This is a genomic window from Treponema sp., assembly GCF_045641405.1.
Classification (GTDB): Bacteria; Spirochaetota; Spirochaetia; order Treponematales; family Treponemataceae; genus Treponema_D.
On sequence record NZ_JAZUGX010000072.1, the window covers coordinates 1 to 25,134 of the forward strand.

Genomic DNA, 25,134 nt, shown 5'->3' on the forward strand with positions numbered 1-25,134 from the left:
TCGGAAAATGGACTGAATTCATGAACAACGATGAAGCTGTTGCAACTGCCAGTCTGGACAGACTTCTGCACCATTGTCACATAATTAGCCTGCAGGCGGATTCCTACAGGATGAAGGACCGCATGAAGGTCGGAGCCGTCGCCTTCGATTAATATATTTTTTTTGCCTAAAACCGGAAATCTGAAATCGGCAAATTCAGGAAATCTCTCGCCGGCGTTGACAGGACTTTATTCACTGCCACCGCAATATTATATTTTTCTTTTTGCAGTTGCGGCAGAGTTAGTATAACTTAGTGGACACAAAAAAACTACTGTAGGACTCGAAGCGAAGTGAACACGCGCAGGCGAAAAGGCGACACTGCCGCTTCCTGCAAAAGATTCAAGAAAGGTTTCATGCTTTCAAAAGGATAGCTTAGAAGAAGGTCAGATGATTCAATCTGCGGAATTATTTTTTTCTTCAGGTTGATGAACGGGGAATTGCGTGGAGAACGAGTTTTGTAGAAAAGTTCTTTTCTATCTCGCAAATGATTCTGTAGTCCAAATCTTCATCCAGAACATCCTTTACTTCAATGTCAGCATTTCTCGTAATTCTGATGATTGATTTTTCACCAACTGAATAATGGTCAAAAAGTTTTGAAACAAAATGAAGGATAAGCTCTTCGCAGAGCATGAAAGTACCAGGGTTAGATGGAACTGGAATCAATCTTGGAAAAATCGTATTGGAACATGGAACTATTCCCATCTTGTTTTTCCCGTTTTTATTTTTCAAAAGGACTATGGCATTCAGTTCTTTATTTGCAAGAAAAGGAAATGGCTGCTGTTTACCAACAATAATTGGGCCTAAATAAGGTGCAATGTTTGTATCAAAAAAAGTTTCCAGTATCTTGGCATCCTGCTCCGTAAGTTAGTTTTTAGCTTCAGAAAGAGACATTTCTTCAAGAAGATTTTTTTCTATAAGTATTTGATTTCAGAGTTTCTGCAAGATTTACGCAGCTGTTGCTCATACGGTCTATGTTGTGGAGAATCTGGTTGTAGCTTGAAGTAAGTTTTGCGCTGCATTTTCCTTTGCATACTCGGTCAAGGTGGCGTTTGCGCATCTTTTAAATAGTGGGTCTTATGACTTTTAGACTGCTATTCCAGAACATTCCTGCTTATTTCCCCACTGAATTGACCGATTCTTTCAATATCATTGATTGCATACAAAAGGCCTACCGCTTGATTTGCCTGGACCTCGGTCAGTAATCAAACAAAACTTAGAACTGTCTCCAGGGTAAGCACAGGCATCCGAAGCAAAGCAACCTTTACGAACTTCAATACCGTCTTCAGTAGTTTTCAATGTTTTGTAAGGAACTTTTGCTCCATTTTTACCGATCTCCGCCTTTGCATGCTTTGCAAAAATGTGGTGAGGGGAATGTATTCCACCGTTCAATAGAAGTTCATTTGGGTTTCCAGTTTTATTTGAAATACTAAAAGCATTTTTTAATTCCTTTTCTGCATTGATTTCGAAGTTCACGATTTAATCCGTCGTCTCCTACATAAAATTTTATATTTTTCAGAATCTCTAGGACACTATATTAATCAGATTATTCATTCTTTTGAATCACAAACCCTAATTTTTTTGCAATTTCAATAAAATCATCAACTTTACTCTCTGTCCATTGAGTAGATACAACAGCAACCGAGTTATCTATTAAAAATAGTTTATCACTATTATCAAGATTATATCGTTTTCTTTTTATTTGCTCGGCACTAAGTTCATTCTCATTCAGAATAGCCTGTCTCATTCCTTTGAAATTCCATACTTGCTTCAGTTGATTAATATTAATATTAGGATTTTGTCTAACATAGTCTTTTATTATTTCCAAACAAAGCTTTCGTTGGTTATAGACATTACCATTATAGGAGTATGTTGAAAATTTTTGGGCCGTAGAAATATTATCCATATTTATCTGAGGACTGCTTTTTTTAGTTTTCTTTGGAGTTGAATATTCTTGATATAATGTTTTTGATGAATAAATGATATTTATTTTTTTTGTTCCATCTTCTTTTGTAGTATCTTGATCTATAAAAATCTTATCAAGAAAATTATTATAATAATCCCCATATATCTCATGCATTTTTTGCTGAACATAAGAAAGAAGGTTTTTATCTTCTCCAATATCCATTGAAATTGTTGATTCAGTTGGCCAGAATAAATTATATGCACCTTGTGGTCCTTTGGGCGCCAAAAAATAATTCATAGGACTAACAAAACGAAGGAATTGTGCTTTTATCCATTCCTTAGCTTTTTGTTTATCACATTCAGGAATATTTAATGTTCTTATATACTGATTGTTACTGCATTCTTTCCAATCTATTAAAGATCCCCGTGGAAAATATTTATCACAAAAGTATTCTCTATTTTCTATAGAACCATAGAAATTATAATTTTGTCCTTGGTCATAAATATGTGCCAGCTTGTAATTACTTGTAACTTTAGGATCTTTTTCCCCTATCGGAAAGATAGTTGCATATTTATCTTCTTTTCCTTTTGCATAATCTCCTCTGATCCTAAACTTATAATAGAATTTATGCTCTGTCATACACCTGAATAACTCTTCGGCTGAAGGATATAAACCGTCATAAGCCATTCTGTAGAAATAATATGCAAATGAATTATCCGTATAAAAAAAAGAATAGTGATCATCCGTTTCTGTATAATAACCTCGTCTAAAACGTGTTTCTTTGTCTGAATCATTATCAGAATCTTTTCCACTATATGCTCTAATAGCAAATACAGCATCAGGTCTTTCCATATATTTATATAATTCTTCATTAAAGTGAATAACAATTTCAGGATCTAAAAGGCGTGATGAAATGAATTCATTCCAAAAATCAGCTATTGTTTCAAGAGGAATCCTTTGATTGTAAGAATCATTTAAAAATTCTTTTTCCCTTTTAATTAAATCTTTCTCATGAAAATGTTGAAGCCAATTCTCTAAAGAAATAATCTCATTTCCATTTTTATCTTTCATTATATATCTCCGTATCTTAGATTTTTACTTATTTTTTTATTTTTCAATCGAGCCATCGTAAGCAATGATTCCGCCAATCTCAATTACATTTGCATAACCAAAGTCAACCAGCTTCTGGCTGCTCTGTTTTGATCGCCTTCCTGAACGGCAGTAGACATAAATAGTCTGACTCTTATTTTTTATAAGCTTTTCCGCATCCTGTTCTGTAAAAGTTTCGTTCGTAAGCTGAACACTACCTGGAATATGTCCAGCTGCAAATTCTTCGGGAGTCCTCACATCAAGCAGAACAAAATCCGTATCCCTTGCCATAAGTTCCAAACCTTCTTCCATGGAAACAGATTTAAATGTGTTCACTTTAGCCTCCTTTACCTTTGTTTCTTTTGCAGTGCAGGAAATGAGAAAGAGTATCAGGAATATAATGATCGACAAAAGCTTCTTCATATAGGTCCTTCTTCCGTATTATAACATGAATGAAGCGCGGAATGTAATGTTGATTTTAAAGACCTTCATGATGTTACCCCGTCAAGGCAGTAAAGATCTGGTTCAACTCTAAAAATCCTGATAAGCTGCTAGTATGAACAATCAGCTTATCACCAATGAAATAAACAAAAACTTTCTCACTACTCTTACTGAAAATCTTTCTACTTGTACTGAGTTTAAAATCTGTGTTTCGTTTATTCGCATAAGTGGTGTTCAGCTTTTAATGGATCTTCTTAAAGAATTAAATGCTAAGGGCGTAAAGGGCCAAATTCTTGCTTCTACTTACATAAACGTTACCCAGCCCCAGGCTCTTGAGATGCTTAATTCTTTTGAGAATATACAGCTTAAAATTTTTACTTCCACCAGTGATCAGGGCTTTCACGCAAAAGGTTATCTCTTTTTAAATCCTGAAGAAAACAATAAAGAAAAATGGACAATCATAATTGGTTCATCAAATATTTCTGGTGCAGCATTCAAAAAGAATGTTGAATGGAATGTTATTAATAACGAAGAAGTCTTAGAAAATCAGGAACCAGGTGTTTTTGCAAAATCTGTTCTGGAAGAATTTAATGAACTTTGGAACGACCCTCACTCCAAAGATTTTTCTGATGAGTTTTTAATTCAATACCGTGATTATCTTGCCGGAATCAAAAAAGTCCAGAAAGAACACAAAGATGTTTTCAGCTTTGAAGAAAAGGTTATTAAACCTAACGAAATGCAAAGCGAAGCAATCGCAAAATTGAATACGCTTCGCAAAATGAATCAGACAAAAGCCCTTGCAATTGCTGCAACTGGAACTGGTAAAACATACATGTCGGTTTTTGATGCAATGCAAGTTAATCCAAGAAAGGCGCTATTTGTAGTTCATCGCGGAGACATTCTTGTTAAAGCCCAGGTATCTTTTGATAACGTTCTTGGTAAAACTATTCCTGATTATTCTTCTGACCGCTATGAAGGTTCAAAAGGAAATAAAAACAGCAAATATCTTTTTGTAACAGAAAGCACACTTGCCCTTCATCTTGAAGATTTTACTCCTGATGAATTTGATTACATCATCATTGATGAAGCTCATCACGCCGCAGACAATTCTTACACAAAAATCCTGAATTATTTCAAACCAAAGTTTTTGCTAGGTCTTACTGCAACTCCTGACCGAACTGATGGGAAAGACATTTTCAGTATTTTTGATTTTAACCGTGCAGTAAATATTCGTCTTCGTGACTCTCTTGAGAAAGACTTGGTTTGCCCTTTCCACTATTTTGGAATTACTGATGTTGAAGGTATTGATTATTCAAAACTTACTCATACTCCTGATGATGGCGAAGAATATCTCAATGAAGTTGCACGAATGCTTATGCGAAGCAATCGTGCAGATTATATTTTTGAAAAGATTAAGTTTTATGGTCATGATGGAGACAAGACAAAGTGTTTAGGTTTCTGTGCAACTGTTGAACATGCAAAGTTTATGGCTGATGAATTTAATAAGAAACTTGGCGATGGTTATGCCATTGCACTTTCTGGTGAAAACTCAGTTTCAGAACGACAGAAATATTTGCAGCAGCTGGAAGATGATGATTCGAAAATTCAATATATTTTCTCCCGTGATATTTTTAATGAAGGTATTGATGTTCAGGATGTTAATCTTGTTTTAATGCTTCGTCCAACTCAGTCTTCAATTGTATTTACACAACAGCTTGGACGTGGACTTAGAAAAATCAAGGGAAAAGAATTCCTTACAGTTTTGGATTTTATTGGTAACTATCAAAAATCTTTTTTGATGACCAGCGTTTTCTCAAAAGATCCAAATCCTGATAAGAAAACTCGTCTTCGTGAAGTTGCTACTGACTTTATTGATATTCCAGGCGATACATTTATTCACTTTGATAAAATAGTAAAAGAGCAGATTCTGAATCAGATTGATAAAGAAAAGTTTATGTCTGATGTAAATCAGAAAAAAGCTTATTTTGTTTTCAGAAAAGACAATGGGAATCGAATGCCTTATCTGACAGATTATATTAAACATAGTTCAGATTTGGATCCGTGTGTATTTAGCAAAATCAAAAAAGGAAACCTTCTCTATCATTCATATTTTGAATTTGTTGTAAGTGCAGAAAATGAAATTACATCAGAAGAATCTTTGTTTTTAAATCAAATTTCCCAAAGTAAAGTTTTTGTAACTTTCATACGGTTGTTAGATTCTCTTCTTCCTGCGAAACGAATCGAGGAGTGGTGTATCATAAATAACCTTGTATCCAGCTCCAATCATTCAACAACGATTGAAGAAATCAAAAACAGTTTAAGAAAATATGTTGATTACTGCAAAGAAGGAAACATCATTAATGCCTGCAATTTTCTTGCAGGAAAGTTCTTTGACTCCACAGAAGAAAAGACTTATAGCGATGTAGTTATGAATTTTGATGGAAAAACAATTTCATTAAATCAGAATGTAACAAAGCTTTTTTCTGCAAACAACAAAGAAGAAATCTATAAATGGATAAACGATTATATTGAATATGCTTTGTTAAGATACGATGAAGAATTTGGCCGAGCAGATTTTGGATTCCCATTCTTAAAACCCTATGGGAAATATACAATGCGAAGTATTGCTCCACTTTGTAATTACGAAAAAATCCACAGTTCATTCCGTGGTTCAGGTTTGCTCACAAGTGCAAAACCTCAATATTTCATTTTTGTAGATTTATACAAAGCAGACGACATTCGCGAAGAAATTAACTATCACGACAAATTTATTACATCTGGAATGTTTCAGTGGCAGTCTCCAAACAACATGACACAAGAAAGTGAGCGCGGGAAAGATGTAATTCACAATATTGAACGACATACTCATCTTCATTTATTTGTCAGAAAGTTCAAGGAAGTTGAAGGAATTCCACAGGAATTTATTTACCTTGGTGATGTTGCGACAATGCCGGCAACTGCAAAAGGCAATTGCCCTGTTACAATGAACTTTGCAATTCCAGAAGTTCCAACGGACTTATATAATGATTTTATAACTGATGTTGATCGTACAAAAGTGGAGGATTAGAAATGAAACAAGTAACAGTAAGCGGCGCAATCATCTTGCGTAATAACAACGGAATAAAGGAAATTTTTGCAACTCAACGCGGTTACGGCGACTTCAAAGGCGGATGGGAAATTCCTGGTGGAAAACTGGAACCTGGCGAAACTCCAGAACAATGCATCGTCCGCGAAATCCGCGAGGAACTTGCAACAGAAGTGAAAGCTGAAAAAACCCTTGGCGTTGTCGATTATGACTATCCGAATTTCCATCTGACAATGCATTGCATTTTGTGCACGATTGTTTCAGGAGAACTAAAACTTCTTGAGCACGAAGCAGCAAAGTGGGTGAATAAGGAAACTTTGCACTCGGTAGATTGGCTTCCAGCTGATGAATTAATCTTACCTGAAATCGAAAAAATTCTTTGATTATAGAAGCTGCAGTTGATTTTTCAATCTGTCTGTCAACCAATTGTTGAAACATAGGCTAACAGACAGAAAAATTTGATCATGCACTCAGTTTGAATTTGCAAGCGTCACAGTTCTTGTTGCACAGCTTCTCGACCTTGTCTGAACTGCATGTTATTTCAACCTCTACCATGCGGCTGACAACAATCTCTTCGATTGGTGATTCAAACAAGCGGGCAAGCACCAGCAAGTTGTCGATTGTAGGAACGTTTTTTCCCTGTTCCCATGAATACACCGCCTGAGGATATTCAAACCCAAAAACGTTCTGAATCTCACGGACAGTGTATCCATTCTCAAGTCTGAGTGATTTGATTTGATTTCCAGTTGCCTTAAGATCAACAACTGGCTTTAAAAAGGTTACGGTTCTCATAGTTTTGACTCCATCGTTCTTCAACAAAAACTCCATTATCTTTTTCCATCATTTTATTGGCGCATAAAAGCCAAGATGTGCGCTGGCCAAACTGATTGTTACTTCCAATCATAGCAGCAGATAATTTTGTGATGTCAAAAATTCCTGTGCCCATACGCACTCCTGATAAAAAGATAATCTCCACGCCAACGGCGCATTTCAAGTTTTTGTCCCATGGCAACAACCTTATGAGACTCGGCGCTAAGCTTCTTAGGGCAAGCGACTTTAATTTGTATAGTGTAGATTTATATTAGCACAGAATATGATCATAGTCATTAAACTTGCAGTTTAAATGGCATATAGCTTTCATCCTGTTGCAACAATCAGCAGATATCACATATAAAAAGGACAACGTTCCTTTATGCACTGCTGATTGATGGAAGAATATTCACATTCTGAAGCACTGTACGTCAAAGCAACTGCATAATTTTCATTTACATATTCTATTGCATTCTTAAATGCAATCATCGCATCCCTTTTACAGCACCTTGGACCGTTGATTTTTCCACCTGCATTGTAATAAGCCATCAAAAGACAAGCGCCATCCAGAATGTGATGTTCAGGACCATGAATGTTCATATATTCTTTTTTTACAAGATTTCGAAACATTGCTCATGGATCACTACCTGTTTCCTTTTTTATATCATTAATTATATATTTTGCTTTTTCCTCTAATGTCATGTTTAACTCCATAAATTTCATTCATTTCCAGAAGCAATCCAGGTCTGGTCGTCTCCATGGAAATAAATGATTTCTGGAATATTTTTTTGACAACACGGACATCTGCCATCAGCAAAATCTATCTGAGAATAACAGAAAGGACAGAATGCAACCCCATCATTGTTTTCTTGCACTGCAAAAGTTTTGTCACCAACTATCTTAAAAAGATATCCTTCTCTGACATCAACGATTTCCATAATATATCCTCCAACCTTATAAAATTTGAAACGCTTAATGCTTTACATATTCCCCACGGATTACAAGTTCTGGATCAGCAGATTCATCAAGCCATTGGATAATTTGCGAAGTAACTTTTTCTATTTTCTGCTTCGCTAGTTTTCCACGAATCGCACATTCCCAGACAGTACATACTCGCCAACACATATCCTGGTATTTTGCAACGTTTTCCTCATCGCGATGTTTGTTGCGGATGAACTTTCTCTGCCAAAAATCCACATTTGATTTTGGAATTCTGTAGTACTGACAGTTTTCATGGGCATGCCAAAAGCAGCCGTTTATGAAGATTACTGCATAGTATCGTGGAAGAACAAGATCAGGACTTCCAGGATAGCGACGATCACAGACACGAAAGCGAAATCCTGCACGATGTAACGCAGATCGAATTTTCTTTTCTATGGAAGTATCTTTTCCACGAATGTGTGACATTATCGAGTGACGCTGTGCTTTGCTGATTGTGTCCATTTGTTTTATTATAGAACATATTACAATTAAATACAGACACCAATTACTTATCATGAAATAACTTCCTCCTCTACACTCATAGAAGCATTATTGAATTTCTTTACACCCCTATAGTACAACGAAGAAATCTCGGGCATAATCACAGAAGCTATGAGAAAGACAAGTTCTTTCAATCCATGACATGACGAAGATTGCAGAGCAGCGAGACATGCCGTTTCTCCCATGGTATTGCGAGCAGGTTTAATATCCCTTTTTCAACAGGAACTCACAGCAAGTGCGTATGAGTGAAGCGTCGGGGTATTGAATCCGCCTCACGAATAACATTCAATTTATGGTGTTTCATAATTAAATTCATTATCATTTTCACAAAGATGGATATTGAACTTTATGGCTGAAAACACAAAAAACATGACGGAGGGGAAAACCCTTCCTATCTTGATCAAGTTTGCACTTCCCCTTGTCGCAGGGAATGTATTCCAGCTCATGTACACATTCTTTGATACTGCAATTGTAGGAAAGTATCTTGGAGTCCATGCCCTTGCGGCGTTAGGTGCAGTGGAATATCTGATCTGGCTTTTATACGGAATCGTCCAGGGAATCACACAGGGCTTCAGCATAAAGATGGCACAGGATTTTGGAGCCAACGACATCAAGAGCCTTAAGAAGGTCGTGGGTAATTCCGCACTGCTTTCCATCATTACTTCCATTGTTCTGCTTGCTGTTGGAATTTTGATCTCAAAGCCTATCCTTCTCCTGCTTCATACGCCAGAAGAAATTCTACCACTTTCTACCCTTTACATAGACATTCTTTTCATTGGATTGCCAGTCATCTTTGCCTACAATCTTTTGGCAGGACTTTTGCGTTCCCTTGGAAACAGCAAGACACCTCTTCACGCTGTCATAGTTTCTTCCATCATCAACATCATTTTGGACCTTGTTTTTGTGCTTATATTACATTGGGGAATTGCAGGTGCCGCCATTGCAACTTTGATTGCACAGATAGTAGCCTCACTTCTCTGTCTTGCAAGTCTTTCAAAGATTCCTGAAGTAAAAGTTTCTAAGGATGATTTCAAGCTCGATTTTGGTTTAAGCAAGAAACTTTACTGGCTTGGTATTCCGCTTGCCATTCAGGGGTCCATAATTGCGGTCGGCGGAATGATCGTTGAATTCGTAGTCAACTCATTCGGTGTTACCTTCATCGCAGCCTATGTTGCTGTCACCAAGCTATACGGCCTTTTGGACATCGCTGCAACTTCATTTGGATTTGCCCTCATGACCTTCGTAGGTCAGAACCACGGAGCAAAGCTTTACAAAAGAATCAAGGATGGAACAAGAAGCGGCATGACATTGAGCCTTACATGTTCTGTTGTAATCGCGGCAATCATGATCCTGCTTGGAAAACATATCCTCACTGTCTTTGTTTCTACTGGTGATGCCAACGGAGCCCAGGTCATGGAAACAGCTTACAGATACCTTCGCCTTATGAGTTTCTTTCTTCCTGTCCTCTATCTTCTTTGGCTTACACGAAGCATAATTCAAGGACTCGGAAATACTTTTATTCCTATGGTTTCAGGCATAATGGAATTTGCCATGCGTACAGGCAGTGCTCTTGTTCTTCCACTGTTCATCGGCTCAAACGGAATTCTTTTTGCGGAAGTCCTTGCATGGATCGGTGCAGACCTTGTGCTCATTCCGACGTTCATCTATACCTTTAAGAAAATGAAGGTGCAATAATCAATACTTGTTTTCTTCCTCACTTATAGCCATAAAATTTGACTTGTCGATTTAATTTTTTTATATTTGTTTTAAAGAGGTTAATATGGCAAACAAATACGCAGGAACTCAGACAGAAAAGAATTTGGAAGCAGCATTTGCTGGTGAATCACAGGCTCGCAACAAATACACCTATTTTGCTTCAAAGGCAAAGAAGGAAGGATTTGAACAGATTGCAGCTATTTTCCTTAAAACCGCCGACAATGAAAAAGAACACGCAAAGATGTGGTTTAAAGAATTAGACGGTATTGGAGACACAAAGGCAAACCTTGAACAGGCTGCAAACGGTGAAAACTTTGAATGGACTGACATGTACGATGGATTTGCTAAGACAGCAGAAGCAGAAGGTTTCCCTGAACTTGCAGCAAAATTCCGCGCAGTATCTGAAATTGAAAAGCACCATGAAGAACGCTATCGTGCACTCCTCAAGAATGTTGAGATGCAGGAAGTCTTCAAGAAGAGCGAGGTTAAAGTTTGGGAATGCCGCAACTGTGGACACATCATGGTAGGAACAGACGCTCCTGATGTATGTCCTGTTTGCGCTCACCCACAGAGCTACTTCGAAATCAGAGAAACAAACTACTGATTTCATTTTCACCACTATGGCAGGCACTCCCATGCTTTCATGATGTTGTGTCTGCCTTTTTTTACAGGAGGTGGACTATGGATAACAAAGCATTGTTCAGATTATCCTATGGTGTCTTCATGCTTTCAACAAAAGCTGGAGACAAGATCAACGGCTGCATCACAGACACATGCATTCAGGTCGCAAACACTCCTACGAGAGTCGCCATCTCTTTAATAAACACAAACTATACATGCAGTCTTTTAAAGGAAAGTGGACTATTCTGTCTAAGCGTCTTAGATGAGGCGGCAACTTTTGACATCATCAGTCATTGGGGACTTCAATCTGGGAGAAATGTAGACAAGTTTGACGGCATGAATCTTCCAATGGATCCCAATGGCATTCCATATCTATCATCATCAACCTGTGCTGTGATAAGCTGCAAAGTCGTAGAACAAGTGGATCTAGGCACCCACACATTGTTCATCGCAGAAGTTCTTGATGCAAAGGTCACAAGCGACAGAAATCCGTTGCTTTACGCCGATTACCAGAAGAGAATCAAGCCTGATTCCCAGACACAGAAAACACAACGGAAAATCAAAGGTTGGAAATGCAGGATATGCGGTTACATATATGAAGGTCCAGATATTCCGAAGGATTTCCTTTGTCCCCTCTGCGGTCACACAAGAGAAGACTTTGAACCTGTTTACGAAGACTAAATCCACAAACGCAGTTTTTCATTAAGAATTTCGCACTAGGAATATCCTTCAGTACTTATAAGGAATCTTCATCTCCAATAATTTCAACTGGAGTCACTACCTTGAATATGCTGCAGAATTGAGCACATGTCTTATTTGAATAGACCATGTTGCTAGAATTATCCACAAGGACTACCCCTGCATGGACAATATAGTTGAACGCCCCCTGTTCCGATCTGCTGAAATCAAAATCTCTTGTCCGCTGTATGATCTCGAAAGGAATTCTGTCCATCAAGAATACCCTGATGAAAAAAGTAGTTTTATCTCTTGATATGCTTCTGAATCCAGAAAGAGCTGACATTGGAATTCTATCAATCTCAGACTGAACGTATTCAGCACCAGTGTTTTCTGGAACCTTGGAAATCAGCATAAGGGTTCTTGTAAGCTCTGATTCTCCAAACGCCTTTGCTTCATCTACGGATTTTTCAGCGACCACGTCATAGCGGTTGCCTTCATACTCTTCAGCCAGGATGAACGACTCACGGGAGAGTCTTCCTTTGTAAAGTTCTATGCGCTCATCAAGTTCCATTGGGCATCCTGTATTTTATTCCGAGACTGCGATTCTAAAACCAAAGTAATTGTATGATTCACTAGGGTTGAATGAATATCTATCGCCTGCCCCGTAAAACATTGTGTATTGATTCCAGCTTCCGCCACGCAGAACACGCTCATTGCCATATTCAGGTCCTGTCTGACGGTTGTCCGACTGAGGTGCATCATAGCTTGCTTCCCAATCCCAACAGAATTCAAGGACGTTGCCGCACATGTCGAAAAGTCCTGCACCGTTGGCCGTTGCTTTTCCAACAGGATGAGTTTCCTTGCTGTTGTCAGAAATCCAGCCAAGCGTCGTGACTTCAACAGACTCGTCATCAACACCATTGGAGTTCACCTGACCACTTGCAAGCAAATCTGATTGCAAACCACTGGAAGTTTTTCTTGCGGCATATTCCCATTCAGCTTCTGTAGGCAACCTGTAGCCGTTCTGGTTCCAGTCACATTTAGAAAGATCACACACTGCCATATCCGTTGCATCGCGGATCACTTGCCCCTTATATGTATAGCATGGGTTTCTTCCATCCATTTCAGACAGGGCATTGCACCATACGATGACATCATACCAGTTGATGTTTGTCACAGGCTGAGTGGAGTTAGCCTTAGTAGGCAACATGCCTCGACGGCCGTTGTTTCCTTCCTGTCCTGGATTTGAAAAGACATAGCCGTTGCGTTCTGCCCATGAACGGACCTGGTGCCAAAGGGAGTAAGTGGTTTCATATCTATTGATGGAATAAGGTCTTACAGTTCGTTTTGCAGAAATGGTCTGAGACTTTTCCCCGATGATGAATTCAGAATTGGTAGAAGCAATTCTAACAAGTTCAAGCTCGGGATATTGATTTTTAAACTGCACCTTCTCAGTCTTCTTCTGGGTCTTTTTTTCCGTTCGGTCTACATCACGCCTTTCATTCACAGGCTTCTGCTGTGCAAACGAAGCAATAAAAACAAATGCAGACACCACAAGCAATCCTATGGTTCTTTTCATTTTTTCTTACCTCTCTTTTCCGCTATCTTGTCCTGCTTTCTAAGATAGTTCATCTGCTTTCGTTCCGCATGACGTTGCCTTAAAGAAGTCTTCTTTCTGATGGTTGCCTCTACAGGCTTATCACTGAGCTTTAGGAAAGCATTGGTAATGAAAATGGAAACAAGGCAGAACACAGTTACGATTATCACCGCCCATTTTCCCGTATTTTCAAAAGGAAGCCTTACGTTCATTCCATAGAAGCTTGTTATCAATGTAGGAGCCATGAGAACAAGGTTCAAGATGGCAAGCTTCTTCATCACGATGTTCAGGTTGTTGGAGATGATGGATGTCAAAGTATCGTTGGTCTGCGCCATGATGTTCGTATAGGTATCTGCCATCTCAAGAGCCTGACGGTTATCGATCTCAACGTCATCGATCCAGTCCTGGTCATCTTCGTCCAGCTTGATTATCTTTGTCTTTCTGAACTTTTCAAGAAGCATCTGGTTTGACTTAAGAGAAGTGGTAAAGTAAACAAGAGACTTCTGGATGTTCTGCAGCTGAACCAGTTCATGGTTCTGAACCGAACGCATGACCTCATTCTGGATGGAAGTAGTTCTGCGGTTAAGTTCCTTAAGATATCTAAGGAACATCATGTCCGCACGAGCCATGAATCTGATGGTAAAGGCTGGCAGATCCTTAAGTGAAAGCTCCTTGACTCGGTTGGCGGCAAAATCCTTGAGGACCTCGCAATCCGTCCAACAAATTGTGATAAGGAATTTCCCCTTGATGATGATGCCTAGAGGTGCAGTAAAATAACTTACATCGTCACTTGGTGAAAATACAGGAAGCCTTACAATTGTGATGATATAGTTTTCATCCTCATTCTTTTCGATTCGTGAAAGTTCATCGGGATCAAGGAAGTCAAGGAGGTTTTCCTGTTCGATGCCGAATTTTTCTTCCAGTTCCTTTATGTCGTCACGTGTTACACAGCGGGCATCTACCCATGTATTCTGTGTGCGCTCAAGTTCATTTTCATCTTTCTTAACAAGTCTTCCGTTTTCCTGCTGCCAGTATGTGATCATTTTTTTCCTCGGAATGACAGCAAAGTCGCCTGCCTTCCCCTACAAAGCCAGACTGCGCTGTCAGAAAATTACACCTACAGAAACGAGGCGTATCAGTGTCTTTATACATTGGTGATAACCTGAACTACTGCCACCGTCCATATACGCCTCCTTATAGATAAAAAAATAAATGCTTTAATAGTTACTGGAAAAATGACTCACACGGATAACCGTCTCAAGCCTGCTCCGTCATTTTTCCAATCTCATATGGTTTCTCTTTTAACTCGTAGAGGGTCGTATGTGGACTCACTAGGAGTGAAAGATCTGCTTGCCGGAAGATTAGTTCGATGGCAAGTTTTTTACTATCTTTAATATATACAATTCTACGTAACGTTTCAAAGCAGGGTGATTCTTGATTTTCATCATGCTTGGCGTATCAACAAGGGCTTCCGCAAGATGACTGATTCTTTCAGCGTTGAATGAATCGGCCTTCAATGTACGGAGGACTTTCCTGAAGTAGTCGCGGATGAGCGAATCAACATCTTCTCCAAGGTTCTCGTAATTCTGCTTGCCGATACGGTCGTTCCATTCATGCATATATCCCTTAAGTTCACGATCGAGGGTACTGTTTTCTGGAACAAACTGAGACTCAAGCTCCATGGCTGCCTTACGGAGATCACGGCGGCGTGCCTTAAGCGGATCAACGCTGTCGTCTTCATCACGCTTGCGGAATTCTTCCTTTTCCTTTTCCTTCAATTCTTCCTGGGCCTGAAGGGTAACGGAATCCTTCTTGTTCTTCTTTACCTTCTTTTTAGGTTTTCTGAAAATCAGCTTGAGGATAAGTGAAATGATCGGCATTGAATACCAGAACGGAAGCTTAAGCTTTGCATCGGCAAGAATTTCCTGACGGCTAACCATAAGTATTTCACTATATGGAATCCTTTCTCCATCCTTATAAAGTGCAATATGCCCTGTAGACTGATCCTCAAGTGAAACCACCTGCAGGAACGGAGAATTCAAAAGCGCATGAAGAATAGGTTCAACGGAAGAAATCTCACGCTCGAGACATTCTTCAAAGGCATAATTTTCACGCATCTCGGGAAGGACTTCATATTCAAGGAGCTTGTGGTACCAGCTCTTGATGAGCGCCTCTCTAACAAGGACACGGATGTCGTTTGCAAGTCTAAGGATAAGAGGAATGACCTTATCCTTATAGATATAGTAGCCAGATTCGTTTGACACCTTGAATATCAACAGATCTGGAAGCTGGTTTTCTGGAGCTTCAGTAGTCTTGTTCTTCAGATGTTCCTTAAGCTGGTCTTCCTTATACTGACCGAGAAGAGGAATTCCGTTCTTGTCCTTCATCTTTACGATGTCTGCCATGTTGTAGTAATAAGGAGGATTCTTCATGAGGAGGTCAAGCTGTTCAAAGGCTGCTTCCTGTGCAAGGCGTTCCTGAGTCTTGGACTTGTGGAAGGATGTGGCGACTTCAATCATGGCAACCGACTGAAGGATTGAAATGTCTTCGGGTGTAAAATCCTTGAGCTTTGTATAATCCTGCTTAAGGAAGTAGCACATCTGGCTCCAATAGTAGAATGTATCTCCGCTTGTCTTGAGGACATCAAGAGCAGCCTGAGGATTCTGCACAAACTGGGTAAAGAAGTTCTTTATCGAAAGTTCCTTTCCAGGATTTGAAATCGTAAGTTTCTTGAGGAAGTAGTCATGGGATTCTTCCTTATGGAGAAGCTCCTGAACCTTCTTGAGACAAAGCCCAATAAGGCGTTCCATAGGATAGTTTGAAGGATAGAGCAAGGCTGGAAAATTCTTTCCAAAAACAATGCAGTAAAGCTTTTTGTCGTCGAGTTCTTCCTTCTCAAGCCTCTTGTAGACAATCTCGTCTGGCTCAACCTTTGAGAGAATATCATGAGGAACCTGCTTTGGAAGTTCATTTACATTCGGAAGAGGAACTGATGGATTGGTTTCAATCTGAGTGAGGATTCCATTGTATTTCTCTATAAAATATGGAACGACAAAAATATAATCCTTGTTACGGATAGTACCTATCGCAACCTGCTTTTCGGCAACGAGGGAATTGATCTCTGCTTCAAGCACCATCTTGTAATCTGCGCTGCAGTAAGCTACAAGGTCGGGATTTTCATCCATATGATGCTGGGCATAGCGGTGAATGTAGTCTGCAAACTGGCCGTATTCCAGCATGTTTGTTTTCTGTTTGCTACAGTTATACTTTAAAAGTGTAAGAATATTTGAAGTTGTTGCCATGATACCATTATATAATGAAAGAAATCAGTTGTAAATTGATATTATTTTCAGGCGGAACTCCCAATGAAATCTTCTTTTTTTGAATACCAGATTCATCATCGGCTAATAATTATAAGCTAATATGCAGACTGCAAAAAAGATATTAAGCAGAAACAGGATTACACTTAGAATATAGCGGCCTTCAGAACAACGGGGACAGACCCCTATGATTTCGGCCGATTTGTATTTTTTTTATTTTTTTTCTATATTATTTGTATTAACTGATGAAGATCATCGGATAAAGTTGATGTTTTTTTCAAACTTGACGATAAACGCACACAAACATATAGGAGTATATAAATGGCAAAACATGAATTTCAGACTGAAGTAAATCAATTGCTCAAGCTCATCATCCACAGCATGTATTCAAACAAGGACATCTTCCTTCGCGAAATCGTTTCCAATGCTTCGGATGCCTTGGACAAGCTCAAGTACCTTACTGTATCTGACGACAAGTACAAGTCTCTTACATTCAGTCCAAGAATCGACATCACTTTCAACGAGGATAAGAACATCCTTACAATCCAGGACTGCGGTATCGGTATGGACGAAGCTGACCTGAACAACAACCTTGGTACAATCGCACGTTCAGGAACAAAGGCTTTCATCGACCACCTTTCAGAAAGCGGTTCAGGAAGCAATGATCTGATCGGACAGTTTGGTGTTGGTTTCTATTCAGCATTCATGGCTGCAAAGCACATCGATGTTTACACACGCAAGGCTGGCGGCGACGGAAAGGTTTGGCACTGGTCATCTGACGGAACAAACTCCTACGAAGTTGAAGAAATCGACTTTAAGAACGAAGCATACTGCACATACGGCTTTGACAAGGCAGAGACTGTCGGTTCAGCCATCGAAATCCACCTTAACGATGATTCAAAGGATTACGCATCACGCTGGAAGGTTGAAGAACTCATCAAGAAGTATTCAAACCACATTGCATTCCCAATCTACCTCCACTACACACAGACAAAGTATGACAAGGACGGAAAACCAGAAGGAAGCGAAAACAAGGTTGACCAGGTCAACAGCGCAAATGCACTCTGGAAGAAGTCAAAGTCTGAACTCAAGAAAGAAGATTACAACGAATTCTACAAGTCAATTTCACACGACTATGACGATCCATTGCTCCACCTCCACACACACGCAGAAGGTACACAGGAATACACTACACTTTTCTATGTTCCAAAGAATGCACCTTTCGACATGTACCAGGCTGACTACAAGAGCGGAGTAAAGCTTTATGTTAAGCGCGTTTTCATCACTGACGATGACCGCGAGCTTTTGCCATCATATCTCCGTTTTGTCCGCGGTGTAATCGATTCTGAAGACCTTCCATTGAATGTAAGCCGTGAAATCCTTCAGCAGAACCGCATTCTTGAAAACATCAAGAGCCAGTCGGTAAAGAAGCTCCTCGCAGAATTCAAGAAAGTCGTTGATGCAGGAAAGGAAGCATGCGCAAAGGCAGAAGCTGACCGCACAGATGAGGAAAAGGCAAAGGTTGAACAGTTCCTTGCTTTCGTAAAGAACTACAACCGTCCCCTCAAGGAAGGCCTTTATTCAGACTTTGGCAACCGCAACGAAATCGCAGAAATCGTCCGCTTCAAGTCTACAGCCGACGAAGGAACTGGTGACGACAAATGGACTTCATTTGCAGACTATGTTGGCCGCATGAAGGCTGACCAGAAGTCAATCTACTATATTACAGGTACAGACGAAAAGAACCTTCGTGCATCTCCACTTCTTGAAGCATACAAGAAGAAGGGGTTTGAAGTCCTCATCATGGCAGACGACATCGACGACATCGTAATTCCTGCATACGGAAAATATCAGGACTACGAACTTAAGGATGTAAACCGTTCTGGCAGCGACGAAGAACTTGGCATTGACAAGGAAGAAGCAAAGAAGAAGGAAGAGGAATTCAAGCCTGTACAGGAAAAAATCAAGAAGGCACTTGAAGGCCGCGTAAAGGATGTTGTCCTTTCAAAGAGACTTTCTGACAGCCCAGCCTGTGTCGTAATCGACGAGAACGATCCTTCGATCCAGATGGAACGCATGATGCGTGCAATGGGACAGGGCGGCGAAAGCATGGTCAAGCCGATACTTGAAGTAAATGCCGACCACCCTATCGTAAAGAAGCTTGAAGGCGATGCTTCGGAAGAACTTGTCAAGAACATTTCTGAGGTTCTCCTTGACCAGTCCCTTCTCGTAAGCGGAAAGGAAATCAAGGATCCTGTTGAGTTCATCAAGGCCATGAACTCCCTCATCCAGTAGCAGTAAAAACTTAATTTCTTGAAAGGACTTGAACGATTGCTTCAAGTCCTTTTTTTATGAATCCTTTTATTTATTGCATAAAACTCCACGAAGAAATATCATTAACCCATGAAAACAAAACAATTAATTATTAAGCTTGGAGCATTTATCGTTGCTTCAGCAGTTGCCCTCTGCTTTATTGCAGGCGGAAAAAAGTCAGGTTCCACCTTCACCGAATCTGCAAAGGGAATGAACGGTGATGTTACTGTTCGTGTCTCAATGAAGGATGGAAAAATCGCAGATGTAAAGATTGCAAGCCATAAGGAAACACCTGGTATTTCTGATCCTGCAATCAATGACCTTCCAAAGGATATCGTCAAATATCAGAGCGCTCAGGTTGATGCAATTTCTGGATGTACAATCACTTCCACAGCAATCAAGAACGCAGTTTCAGCGGCTTTGGCAAAGGCTGGATTTGAAGATACAGGCGCCTTGGTTCCGCATGAAAATGTGCCTGTAACTTTTGCAGCTGGAACTTACACTGCCGTTGCAAGAGGATACGCAGGACCAGTTGCACTTGAAGTAAAATTTTCTGAAAACGCAATTGAAGAAATCAACATAAAGTCTTCAAAAGAAACAAACCATGTTGGTACTCCAGCATTCGACATTCTCTTTAAGGATGCTAAGGAAGCCTGTGGTTCTGGAATCGATGCAGTCTCAGGTGCAACATTCACTTCTGCTGCAGTAAAGAAGGCACTTGCACTTGCAGCTGAACAGGCAGAAGCTTCAGATCTTGAAGGTTTCAAGAAGAACAAGGTTGTTCACAAGCCACAGGCTCCTATCGAAGCAACTTACGATGTAGTTGTAATCGGAGGTGGTGGTGCAGGTATTGCAGCAGCAGCACAGGCTACACAGAATGGAGATACAGTTCTCGTCATCGAAAAGAATGCGGAACTCGGTGGAAACACTGTAGTTTCAGGCGGACAGTTCCAGTCTGCAATGCCTTACCTTTGCTGGGAAGAATCGAAGCCTGATGCAACAACAGGCGTCTATCCAGTAGATGGAAAAACATACAACAAAGTTAAGATGGCAAACGGAAACATCACAGTGCTCAAGACAATCCTTGAATGGGATGAAAAGCCGTTTGACGCAAAGGATGCAAAGAACTGGTTCGTTGCAGGTGACATCGACCACCTTTCAAAGCACGGCGTTCATCAGGAATACCTTCCAGTTCTTCGCGAACTCAAGGAAGAAATTTCAAAGTACCTTGCATGGGCTCAGCCAAAGCTTGATTCAGGAATCAACGAAGGTGCCCTTACACTTTTCTCTACTGTAAACCTCCACATCTTCCAGACATACTACGGTGGACTCAGACCTTCTGCAGACTGGAAGGAATGGATCTACGGCGACTATGACCTTGTATGCCAGTTCATCCGCGACGGTCAGGACCTTAAGCCATGGCTCGAAGCACAGGGTGCACAGTTCATCGAAGACATTCAGCCAACAATCGTCGGTGCCCTCTGGAACCGCGAAAACGACTTTGTTAAGAAGCCTTACGATGCAGACGGCGACGGAATTCCTGATACAGCACAGTGGGCAGCCTACTTTGCTCCAACAAGAAAGACAGTTCTTTCTAACGCTGCAAACAAGATCATGTGCCGCACAGACGCAAAGGAACTCATTTCTGAAAACGGAAGAATCACTGGCGTTAAGGCCGTGATGTTTGACGGAACAGAAGTTACAGCACACGCAAAGAAGGGTGTCGTAATTGCAACAGGAGGAGCCGCAGCAAACATTCCACTTGTAAAAAAAGCAAACAAGTACTGGAAAGAAGGCGCAATCACAGACAAGACAAAGACAACAAACCGTTCTTCACTTATGGGTGACGGTATCGCAATGGCAGAAAAGGCTGGTGCTGCATCAACTGGAATGGAATACACACAGCTCATGCCAATCTCATGGATCGATAACGGTCAGCTTGCATTCGGTGGTGGAAACTATGCAGTTTACCTCAATCCTAATACAGGCAAACGCTATGTAAATGAAACTGGTGAAAGAGATGTTCTTTCAATCGGTGAATTTGCAAACGGTATTGAGAAGGAAGGCGTTCAGGGTGTTGTTATTGAAATCGCAAACAGCGACCAGGCAATTCCAGGTCCTTATCCATACGGTGTTCCAGGAAAGGGTGATTGGGAAGCAGACGTCAAAAACCGCCAGTACACAAGAACAGTCGATCAGCTTGCAGACCTTTTCAAGGAACTTGGATTTGCCTGTGATGCAGTAGCCGTAAGAAAGGAAATCGAAGAATACGACCACGCACTCATGAGTGGAACAGAAAACCAGCTTGCAGTACCTAAGACAGGTTGGTCACGCCTTATCGGTCAGGCAAACCGTGATGAAAACGGACGCTTTGATGCTTCTACATACAAGCTTGATGGAGTTAAGCTCAAGATCCGTCTTCTTGCTCCATCAACACACCACACAATGGGTGGTCTTGCAGTAGACATCGACCGTCGCGTTCTTGACAAGAAGGGTGCTGTAATTCCTGGTCTTTACGCAGCAGGTGAAGTTACAGGCGGAATCCATGGAGGAAACCGTCTTGGTGGCAACGCTATCGTAGAGATCTTCGTTTCTGGCCGTACAGCCGCAAACGCAATCAAGAACGATAACTAATCCAGAATAAAAAAAACAGGTTCCTGCTTGGAACCATATCGACAGCCGTCCCGCAGCGTATTAAAATTATGCTATGAGACGGCTGTTTTTATTTTTTACCTGCATTCTTTTTTCAGGATGTGCATCCAGTAAATTCGAAAAAACTCAAAAGAACATTCTCTCAGAGAAAGAAATCTCCACACTTATGGAGACAATGACAGTCCGTGAAAAAATCGGTCAGATGATTGCCATCGTGCCTGAGAATCTTGACCTTACACTGACACAGGAGCAGATAGACAACGGCAAGGTAGCAGCAACTGCAGGGCTCACCAGACAGATGAAGGAAAACTATAAACGCTATCCTGCAGGCACAATCATTCTTTTTGGAAAAAACATCGAGGATCCAGAGCAGACAACAGAATTCATTTCAGATCTGAAAGCACTGTCAAAAATTCCCATTATGATTTCCGTAGACGAAGAAGGTGGTCGTGTTGCACGCATTGCAAAGAATGAAAACTTCGGAATTGAAAATCTTCCGCCAGCCCTCGAAACTGAAACAGAAAAAAAGGCTTTTGATAATTCCTTCAGCATCGGCTCCTATCTTTCAAAATATGGATTTACCGCAGATTTTGCACCCGTTGCAGACATCTGGACAAACGAAGCAAATACAGTCATTGGCAACAGGGCATTTTCAAAGGAACCTAAGACTGCTGCAAAAATGGTAAAGGCAAGCATAAAGGGCTTTCACAAGGCAAAGGTTCTTACTTCAATAAAGCATTTTCCAGGGCATGGTGACACTACTGCAGACAGCCATACAGAAAGCGCCATAAGCTGCAAGACATGGGAAGAACTCAAGAGATGCGAAATGATTCCGTTTAAATCTGGAATTGATGCTGGCACTGATATGGTCATGATTGCACACATCCGCACACCAAATGCAAAAACAGAAGACCTGCCTGCTACCCTTTCAAGGATATGGATTACAGACCGTCTTCGCGGTGAACTCGGTTTCAATGGAGTTGTAATCACCGACGCAATGGGAATGAAAGCCGTGAGCAAATATTTCAGAAGCACAGAATCTGCCCTAATGGCAATCAATGCTGGCTGCGACATCATCCTTATGCCCCACGACTATGCAAAGGTCTTTGACTATCTTGTCGCCTGCGTTGAGGATGGAACACTTTCAATTGAACGGATAGACCAGAGCGTAAAAAGAATTCTCAGGATGAAACTATAGGGCAGACTCAGGCCATTTCTTTCTGTCGGGATGTGGAATTGAAAGACGGAATTCCGAAGGACTTTTGCCCGTCATTTTTTTATAGGCGCGGGAAAAATAGGATTCATCTGCAAAGCCTGCACGTTCAGCAATATCCGATATGGGCATGCCAGTGTTTGTAAGCATCATTGTGGCATTCTGAATCCTCATGCGGTTAAGATAAGCAATGGCACTTACGCCGAACGCCTTGTTGAACATGCTGTTGAGGGTAGTTCTATTGGTGGCGAATTTCCTGGAAACTTCATCCAATGTGATTTTCTTGCTGTAGGAATACTGAAAATATTCGATGACCTTGCTGACTTTTTCTTCAACTTCTCCATCACACTTTTTTTCTTCTTCCTCAGAATACTTGTTTCTCGTAAGCAGAATTATAAGCTCTGAAATGTAAGAACGGGCGATGCAAGGCCAAAGGTGTCCCTGCTTGACGTTAAGATGCTGGTTGATGTTTTCAAAGTATTCAACGAAAGTATCAAAGAGTTTTTTCACAGGCCTAACATGAACATAGGACGATTTTAGCTCATTCATGAAGCTGTATTCAAAGGAATCTGGAAAACCGTTTCTGTTGTTGGTGTTGAGTCCATAGGCTGAGAACACGAGGGTTTGAACGGATGATTCCTCGGAACTATCCATAATCTTTATTTCTTTTATGCCATGCCTTGGAGAAAGAACAAGCAGCCCCTGATCATAAAGACAGTCACCTGTTGCCGTACTGACCTGAAGATTCATTCCACGGAACAACATGATTGAATAGAAATCATCGGTTTCCTCTGGCAGCAGAAGCTCGTTGAACATCTGAACTTCCATAGTGAACCCATCACAAAACACTTTTTCGCCCGTCACATATTTCATACTATTATTCTACATATATTTTTCATTACTGAACAGAATATTTTTGGCATAAATTGAAATATTGTGACATTCAGATTATGGATTTCCCTTATTCTAAAAGCACCCAGCAGGGCATGCCGCTACAAAAAAAATTTTACAGCACAGAAACCTTTTAATTATTTTTATCGGCTTTGGAAGTTGTATTTGCTGACAAGACCTCAGCCCAATCGGACCGAGGTCTCATTTATTTTACTTTATTATATAATAGTTCATTGTTGCATCAGTGTTATAAATACTGATACCACCGTTGCAGTTGATGGCCAAAGTCTTTGCCAGGTTAGGAAGCTTTGTTGCAGATTCCTTTGTCCAGGTTGCTCCGCCGTCTGTGCTTTTCCAGATAAACATTGTGTAGGCATAGTTCTGTTCTGCAAGATATGCAAATCTAAGCACATTGTCCCTGCAGTCAAATTCACTTGTCTTTATCCACTGTCCGACTACTGGTTTTATCTCATCATTCTTATCAAAGATTCTCTGAACTTTTTTCCAGTTCTTTCCATAATCATCCGTTGTGTATATGAATCCATTGCTGCCGCAAAGAAAAATCTTTCCAGGTTCCAAGGAATATACCGATTCAATAAGGCCGCAATCTTCAGGACTTTTTATTGCCGTCCAGTCATCCCTTTCCGAATCGTATTCAAAGGCATTGCTTGAAGTCCATACTGCACCGAATTTCTCATTTCTAAAACAGCTGCCTTTAGAACGTTTTCCAGGATGTTCCTTCAATGCTTTCCAGGTTCTTCCGCCGTCAGTTGTCTTGAGGAATGCTTTGTGTTCTCCAGTTGCAAAACAAACCTTCTCATCGATTGCACTAAGACTGAACAGTGGAGCAGCCTTGTTGCCGCTGAGCTGCCATGTTTTTCCACCGTCTTCGGTATAGGACGCAAGCCCATTCTCCCCTATTCCATAACCATAGACGCCATCAGCCATCGAAGCAGCATAGATGAGACCATCAGTTTTCTCCGTTGTAAGAACAGATTTAACTCCAGCACTACAACCTGGTAAGAAAATAGATACAGACGCAGCTGCCATAATCAACAATGAAATTTTTCTGATTCTTTTCATAGTACAACCTTCCTTGTATTTGAGATACAAAAAAGATAATGGAGAAGACGTTCAATTTTAATCTTGAATTGTCAAATTAAATGCAACGTTTTTGAATAATAGACCTCGAAAGGTGTTTTGTAACCAAGACATTTTCTTGGTCTTTTGTTTATTTTATCAGTGACGGCTGCTATATACTCATCACTGTAGTTCGTAATATCT

25 protein-coding genes and 1 pseudogene are annotated in these 25,134 nt (G+C 40.4%); 9 read left to right on the plus strand and 17 right to left on the minus strand.

The features are described 5' to 3' along the window. Nucleotides 1–152, plus strand: a 152-nt coding sequence (locus tag ACKI39_RS11175) for an ATP-binding protein (protein ID WP_407400593.1), incomplete at its 5' end; no start/stop codon positions are given. A 304-nt stretch (nt 153–456) separates the two neighbouring features. On the opposite strand, the gene ACKI39_RS11180 is transcribed toward ACKI39_RS11175, so the two are convergent. The 5 genes from ACKI39_RS11180 to ACKI39_RS11200 form a co-directional block, all read right to left on the minus strand. Further along, nucleotides 457–882, minus strand: a complete 426-nt coding sequence (locus ACKI39_RS11180) for a hypothetical protein (RefSeq protein WP_407400595.1) — start codon at nt 880–882, stop codon at nt 457–459. 52 nt (nt 883–934) lie between these two features. Beyond that, complete coding sequence (locus ACKI39_RS11185; protein ID WP_407400547.1) at nt 935–1,096, minus strand: hypothetical protein; 162 nt, start codon at nt 1,094–1,096, stop codon at nt 935–937. A gap of 89 nt (nt 1,097–1,185) precedes the next feature. Continuing rightward, nucleotides 1,186–1,512: a hypothetical protein gene (locus tag ACKI39_RS11190; protein ID WP_407400549.1), complete on the minus strand. Its 327-nt coding sequence runs from the start codon at nt 1,510–1,512 to the stop codon at nt 1,186–1,188. Between the two features lie 70 nt (nt 1,513–1,582). Beyond that, on the minus strand, nt 1,583–3,013 hold the full coding sequence (locus ACKI39_RS11195) for a hypothetical protein (protein ID WP_407400551.1): 1,431 nt from the start codon (nt 3,011–3,013) through the stop codon (nt 1,583–1,585). A gap of 36 nt (nt 3,014–3,049) precedes the next feature. Next, on the minus strand, nt 3,050–3,367 hold the full coding sequence (locus ACKI39_RS11200) for a rhodanese-like domain-containing protein (protein ID WP_407400553.1): 318 nt from the start codon (nt 3,365–3,367) through the stop codon (nt 3,050–3,052). Between the two features lie 220 nt (nt 3,368–3,587). Here ACKI39_RS11200 and ACKI39_RS11205 point away from each other — a divergent pair, with 220 nt between their 5' ends. Together ACKI39_RS11205 and ACKI39_RS11210 are read left to right on the plus strand one after the other, a co-directional pair. Then, on the plus strand, nt 3,588–6,539 hold the full coding sequence (locus ACKI39_RS11205; protein WP_407400555.1) for a DUF3427 domain-containing protein: 2,952 nt from the start codon (nt 3,588–3,590) through the stop codon (nt 6,537–6,539). Between the two features lie 2 nt (nt 6,540–6,541). Beyond that, nucleotides 6,542–6,940 carry a (deoxy)nucleoside triphosphate pyrophosphohydrolase gene (locus ACKI39_RS11210; protein WP_407400557.1) on the plus strand — a complete coding sequence of 133 codons (399 nt, stop codon included), beginning with the start codon at nt 6,542–6,544 and terminating at the stop codon, nt 6,938–6,940. A gap of 79 nt (nt 6,941–7,019) precedes the next feature. On the opposite strand, the gene ACKI39_RS11215 is transcribed toward ACKI39_RS11210, so the two are convergent. The 5 genes from ACKI39_RS11215 to ACKI39_RS11235 all read right to left on the minus strand — a co-directional run bounded on the left by ACKI39_RS11215 (nt 7,020) and on the right by ACKI39_RS11235 (nt 8,810). Continuing rightward, nucleotides 7,020–7,349: a helix-turn-helix transcriptional regulator gene (locus tag ACKI39_RS11215; protein WP_407400559.1), complete on the minus strand. Its 330-nt coding sequence runs from the start codon at nt 7,347–7,349 to the stop codon at nt 7,020–7,022. Beyond that, nucleotides 7,315–7,503, minus strand: a complete 189-nt coding sequence (locus ACKI39_RS11220) for a hypothetical protein (protein WP_407400561.1) — start codon at nt 7,501–7,503, stop codon at nt 7,315–7,317. The genes ACKI39_RS11215 and ACKI39_RS11220 overlap by 35 nt, the downstream gene beginning before the upstream one ends. A 218-nt stretch (nt 7,504–7,721) precedes the next feature. Further along, nucleotides 7,722–7,997 carry a DUF5714 domain-containing protein gene (locus ACKI39_RS11225; protein ID WP_407400563.1) on the minus strand — a complete coding sequence of 92 codons (276 nt, stop codon included), beginning with the start codon at nt 7,995–7,997 and terminating at the stop codon, nt 7,722–7,724. Between the two features lie 89 nt (nt 7,998–8,086). Then, entirely contained in the window at nt 8,087–8,305 is a 219-nt protein-coding gene (locus ACKI39_RS11230) for a hypothetical protein (RefSeq protein WP_407400565.1), read from the minus strand. Between the two features lie 34 nt (nt 8,306–8,339). Then, nucleotides 8,340–8,810, minus strand: a complete 471-nt coding sequence (locus tag ACKI39_RS11235) for a very short patch repair endonuclease (protein ID WP_407400567.1) — start codon at nt 8,808–8,810, stop codon at nt 8,340–8,342. A gap of 387 nt (nt 8,811–9,197) precedes the next feature. On the opposite strand from ACKI39_RS11235, the gene ACKI39_RS11240 reads away from it, so the two are divergent. The 3 genes from ACKI39_RS11240 to ACKI39_RS11250 all read left to right on the plus strand — a co-directional run bounded on the left by ACKI39_RS11240 (nt 9,198) and on the right by ACKI39_RS11250 (nt 11,867). Beyond that, nucleotides 9,198–10,544 carry an MATE family efflux transporter gene (locus tag ACKI39_RS11240; protein WP_407400569.1) on the plus strand — a complete coding sequence of 449 codons (1,347 nt, stop codon included), beginning with the start codon at nt 9,198–9,200 and terminating at the stop codon, nt 10,542–10,544. Nucleotides 10,545–10,629: 85 nt separating this feature from the next. Further along, nucleotides 10,630–11,169 carry a rubrerythrin gene (rbr, locus tag ACKI39_RS11245; protein WP_407400571.1) on the plus strand — a complete coding sequence of 180 codons (540 nt, stop codon included), beginning with the start codon at nt 10,630–10,632 and terminating at the stop codon, nt 11,167–11,169. A 77-nt stretch (nt 11,170–11,246) separates the two neighbouring features. Further along, entirely contained in the window at nt 11,247–11,867 is a 621-nt protein-coding gene (locus ACKI39_RS11250) for a flavin reductase (RefSeq protein ID WP_407400573.1), read from the plus strand. A 55-nt stretch (nt 11,868–11,922) separates the two neighbouring features. On the opposite strand, the gene ACKI39_RS11255 is transcribed toward ACKI39_RS11250, so the two are convergent. From ACKI39_RS11255 to ACKI39_RS11270, 4 genes are all read right to left on the minus strand, one after another. Next, nucleotides 11,923–12,435 carry a hypothetical protein gene (locus ACKI39_RS11255; RefSeq protein WP_407400575.1) on the minus strand — a complete coding sequence of 171 codons (513 nt, stop codon included), beginning with the start codon at nt 12,433–12,435 and terminating at the stop codon, nt 11,923–11,925. 15 nt (nt 12,436–12,450) lie between these two features. Further along, a complete protein-coding gene (locus ACKI39_RS11260; RefSeq protein ID WP_407400577.1) occupies nt 12,451–13,443 on the minus strand; it encodes a formylglycine-generating enzyme family protein in 993 nt (330 codons plus the stop codon). Next, nucleotides 13,440–14,504 carry a magnesium transporter CorA family protein gene (locus tag ACKI39_RS11265; RefSeq protein WP_407400579.1) on the minus strand — a complete coding sequence of 355 codons (1,065 nt, stop codon included), beginning with the start codon at nt 14,502–14,504 and terminating at the stop codon, nt 13,440–13,442. Before ACKI39_RS11265 ends, ACKI39_RS11260 begins: the two co-directional genes overlap by 4 nt. Before the next feature lie 318 nt (nt 14,505–14,822). Beyond that, nucleotides 14,823–16,763, minus strand: coding sequence for a hypothetical protein (locus tag ACKI39_RS11270; RefSeq protein WP_407400581.1), 1,941 nt, complete (start codon nt 16,761–16,763; stop codon nt 14,823–14,825). A 339-nt stretch (nt 16,764–17,102) separates the two neighbouring features. Here ACKI39_RS11270 and htpG point away from each other — a divergent pair, with 339 nt between their 5' ends. From htpG to ACKI39_RS11285, 3 genes are all read left to right on the plus strand, one after another. Beyond that, nucleotides 17,103–19,076, plus strand: coding sequence for a molecular chaperone HtpG (htpG, locus tag ACKI39_RS11275; protein ID WP_407400583.1), 1,974 nt, complete (start codon nt 17,103–17,105; stop codon nt 19,074–19,076). A gap of 108 nt (nt 19,077–19,184) precedes the next feature. Then, nucleotides 19,185–21,728 carry an FAD-dependent oxidoreductase gene (locus ACKI39_RS11280; protein WP_407400585.1) on the plus strand — a complete coding sequence of 848 codons (2,544 nt, stop codon included), beginning with the start codon at nt 19,185–19,187 and terminating at the stop codon, nt 21,726–21,728. 73 nt (nt 21,729–21,801) lie between these two features. Continuing rightward, nucleotides 21,802–22,944, plus strand: coding sequence for a glycoside hydrolase family 3 N-terminal domain-containing protein (locus tag ACKI39_RS11285; RefSeq protein WP_407400587.1), 1,143 nt, complete (start codon nt 21,802–21,804; stop codon nt 22,942–22,944). Here the strand turns inward: ACKI39_RS11285 and ACKI39_RS11290 are convergent. The 3 genes and pseudogenes from ACKI39_RS11290 to ACKI39_RS12480 all read right to left on the minus strand — a co-directional run. After that, a complete protein-coding gene (locus tag ACKI39_RS11290) occupies nt 22,939–23,832 on the minus strand; it encodes a helix-turn-helix domain-containing protein (protein WP_407400589.1) in 894 nt (297 codons plus the stop codon). The two genes, ACKI39_RS11285 and ACKI39_RS11290, sit on opposite strands and share 6 nt — an antisense overlap. A 228-nt stretch (nt 23,833–24,060) precedes the next feature. After that, nucleotides 24,061–24,933, minus strand: coding sequence for a hypothetical protein (locus ACKI39_RS11295; RefSeq protein ID WP_407400591.1), 873 nt, complete (start codon nt 24,931–24,933; stop codon nt 24,061–24,063). Between the two features lie 71 nt (nt 24,934–25,004). After that, nucleotides 25,005–25,134: pseudogene (locus ACKI39_RS12480) on the minus strand (IS30 family transposase); the annotation flags it as partial.

Coding starts and splice junctions, on each gene's coding strand:
- ACKI39_RS11220 (WP_407400561.1), bottom strand. CDS start 7,503: ATGGGCACAGGAATTTTTGACATCACAAAATTATCTGCTGCTATGATT.
- ACKI39_RS11205 (WP_407400555.1), top strand. CDS start 3,588: ATGAACAATCAGCTTATCACCAATGAAATAAACAAAAACTTTCTCACT.
- ACKI39_RS11235 (WP_407400567.1), bottom strand. CDS start 8,810: ATGGACACAATCAGCAAAGCACAGCGTCACTCGATAATGTCACACATT.
- ACKI39_RS11225 (WP_407400563.1), bottom strand. CDS start 7,997: ATGTTTCGAAATCTTGTAAAAAAAGAATATATGAACATTCATGGTCCT.
- ACKI39_RS11240 (WP_407400569.1), top strand. CDS start 9,198: ATGGCTGAAAACACAAAAAACATGACGGAGGGGAAAACCCTTCCTATC.
- ACKI39_RS11290 (WP_407400589.1), bottom strand. CDS start 23,832: ATGAAATATGTGACGGGCGAAAAAGTGTTTTGTGATGGGTTCACTATG.
- ACKI39_RS11215 (WP_407400559.1), bottom strand. CDS start 7,349: ATGAGAACCGTAACCTTTTTAAAGCCAGTTGTTGATCTTAAGGCAACT.
- htpG (WP_407400583.1), top strand. CDS start 17,103: ATGGCAAAACATGAATTTCAGACTGAAGTAAATCAATTGCTCAAGCTC.
- rbr (WP_407400571.1), top strand. CDS start 10,630: ATGGCAAACAAATACGCAGGAACTCAGACAGAAAAGAATTTGGAAGCA.
- ACKI39_RS11255 (WP_407400575.1), bottom strand. CDS start 12,435: ATGGAACTTGATGAGCGCATAGAACTTTACAAAGGAAGACTCTCCCGT.
- ACKI39_RS11210 (WP_407400557.1), top strand. CDS start 6,542: ATGAAACAAGTAACAGTAAGCGGCGCAATCATCTTGCGTAATAACAAC.
- ACKI39_RS11285 (WP_407400587.1), top strand. CDS start 21,802: ATGAGACGGCTGTTTTTATTTTTTACCTGCATTCTTTTTTCAGGATGT.
- ACKI39_RS11270 (WP_407400581.1), bottom strand. CDS start 16,763: ATGGCAACAACTTCAAATATTCTTACACTTTTAAAGTATAACTGTAGC.
- ACKI39_RS11250 (WP_407400573.1), top strand. CDS start 11,247: ATGGATAACAAAGCATTGTTCAGATTATCCTATGGTGTCTTCATGCTT.
- ACKI39_RS11280 (WP_407400585.1), top strand. CDS start 19,185: ATGAAAACAAAACAATTAATTATTAAGCTTGGAGCATTTATCGTTGCT.
- ACKI39_RS11265 (WP_407400579.1), bottom strand. CDS start 14,504: ATGATCACATACTGGCAGCAGGAAAACGGAAGACTTGTTAAGAAAGAT.
- ACKI39_RS11185 (WP_407400547.1), bottom strand. CDS start 1,096: ATGCGCAAACGCCACCTTGACCGAGTATGCAAAGGAAAATGCAGCGCA.
- ACKI39_RS11230 (WP_407400565.1), bottom strand. CDS start 8,305: ATGGAAATCGTTGATGTCAGAGAAGGATATCTTTTTAAGATAGTTGGT.
- ACKI39_RS11260 (WP_407400577.1), bottom strand. CDS start 13,443: ATGAAAAGAACCATAGGATTGCTTGTGGTGTCTGCATTTGTTTTTATT.
- ACKI39_RS11195 (WP_407400551.1), bottom strand. CDS start 3,013: ATGAAAGATAAAAATGGAAATGAGATTATTTCTTTAGAGAATTGGCTT.
- ACKI39_RS11295 (WP_407400591.1), bottom strand. CDS start 24,933: ATGAAAAGAATCAGAAAAATTTCATTGTTGATTATGGCAGCTGCGTCT.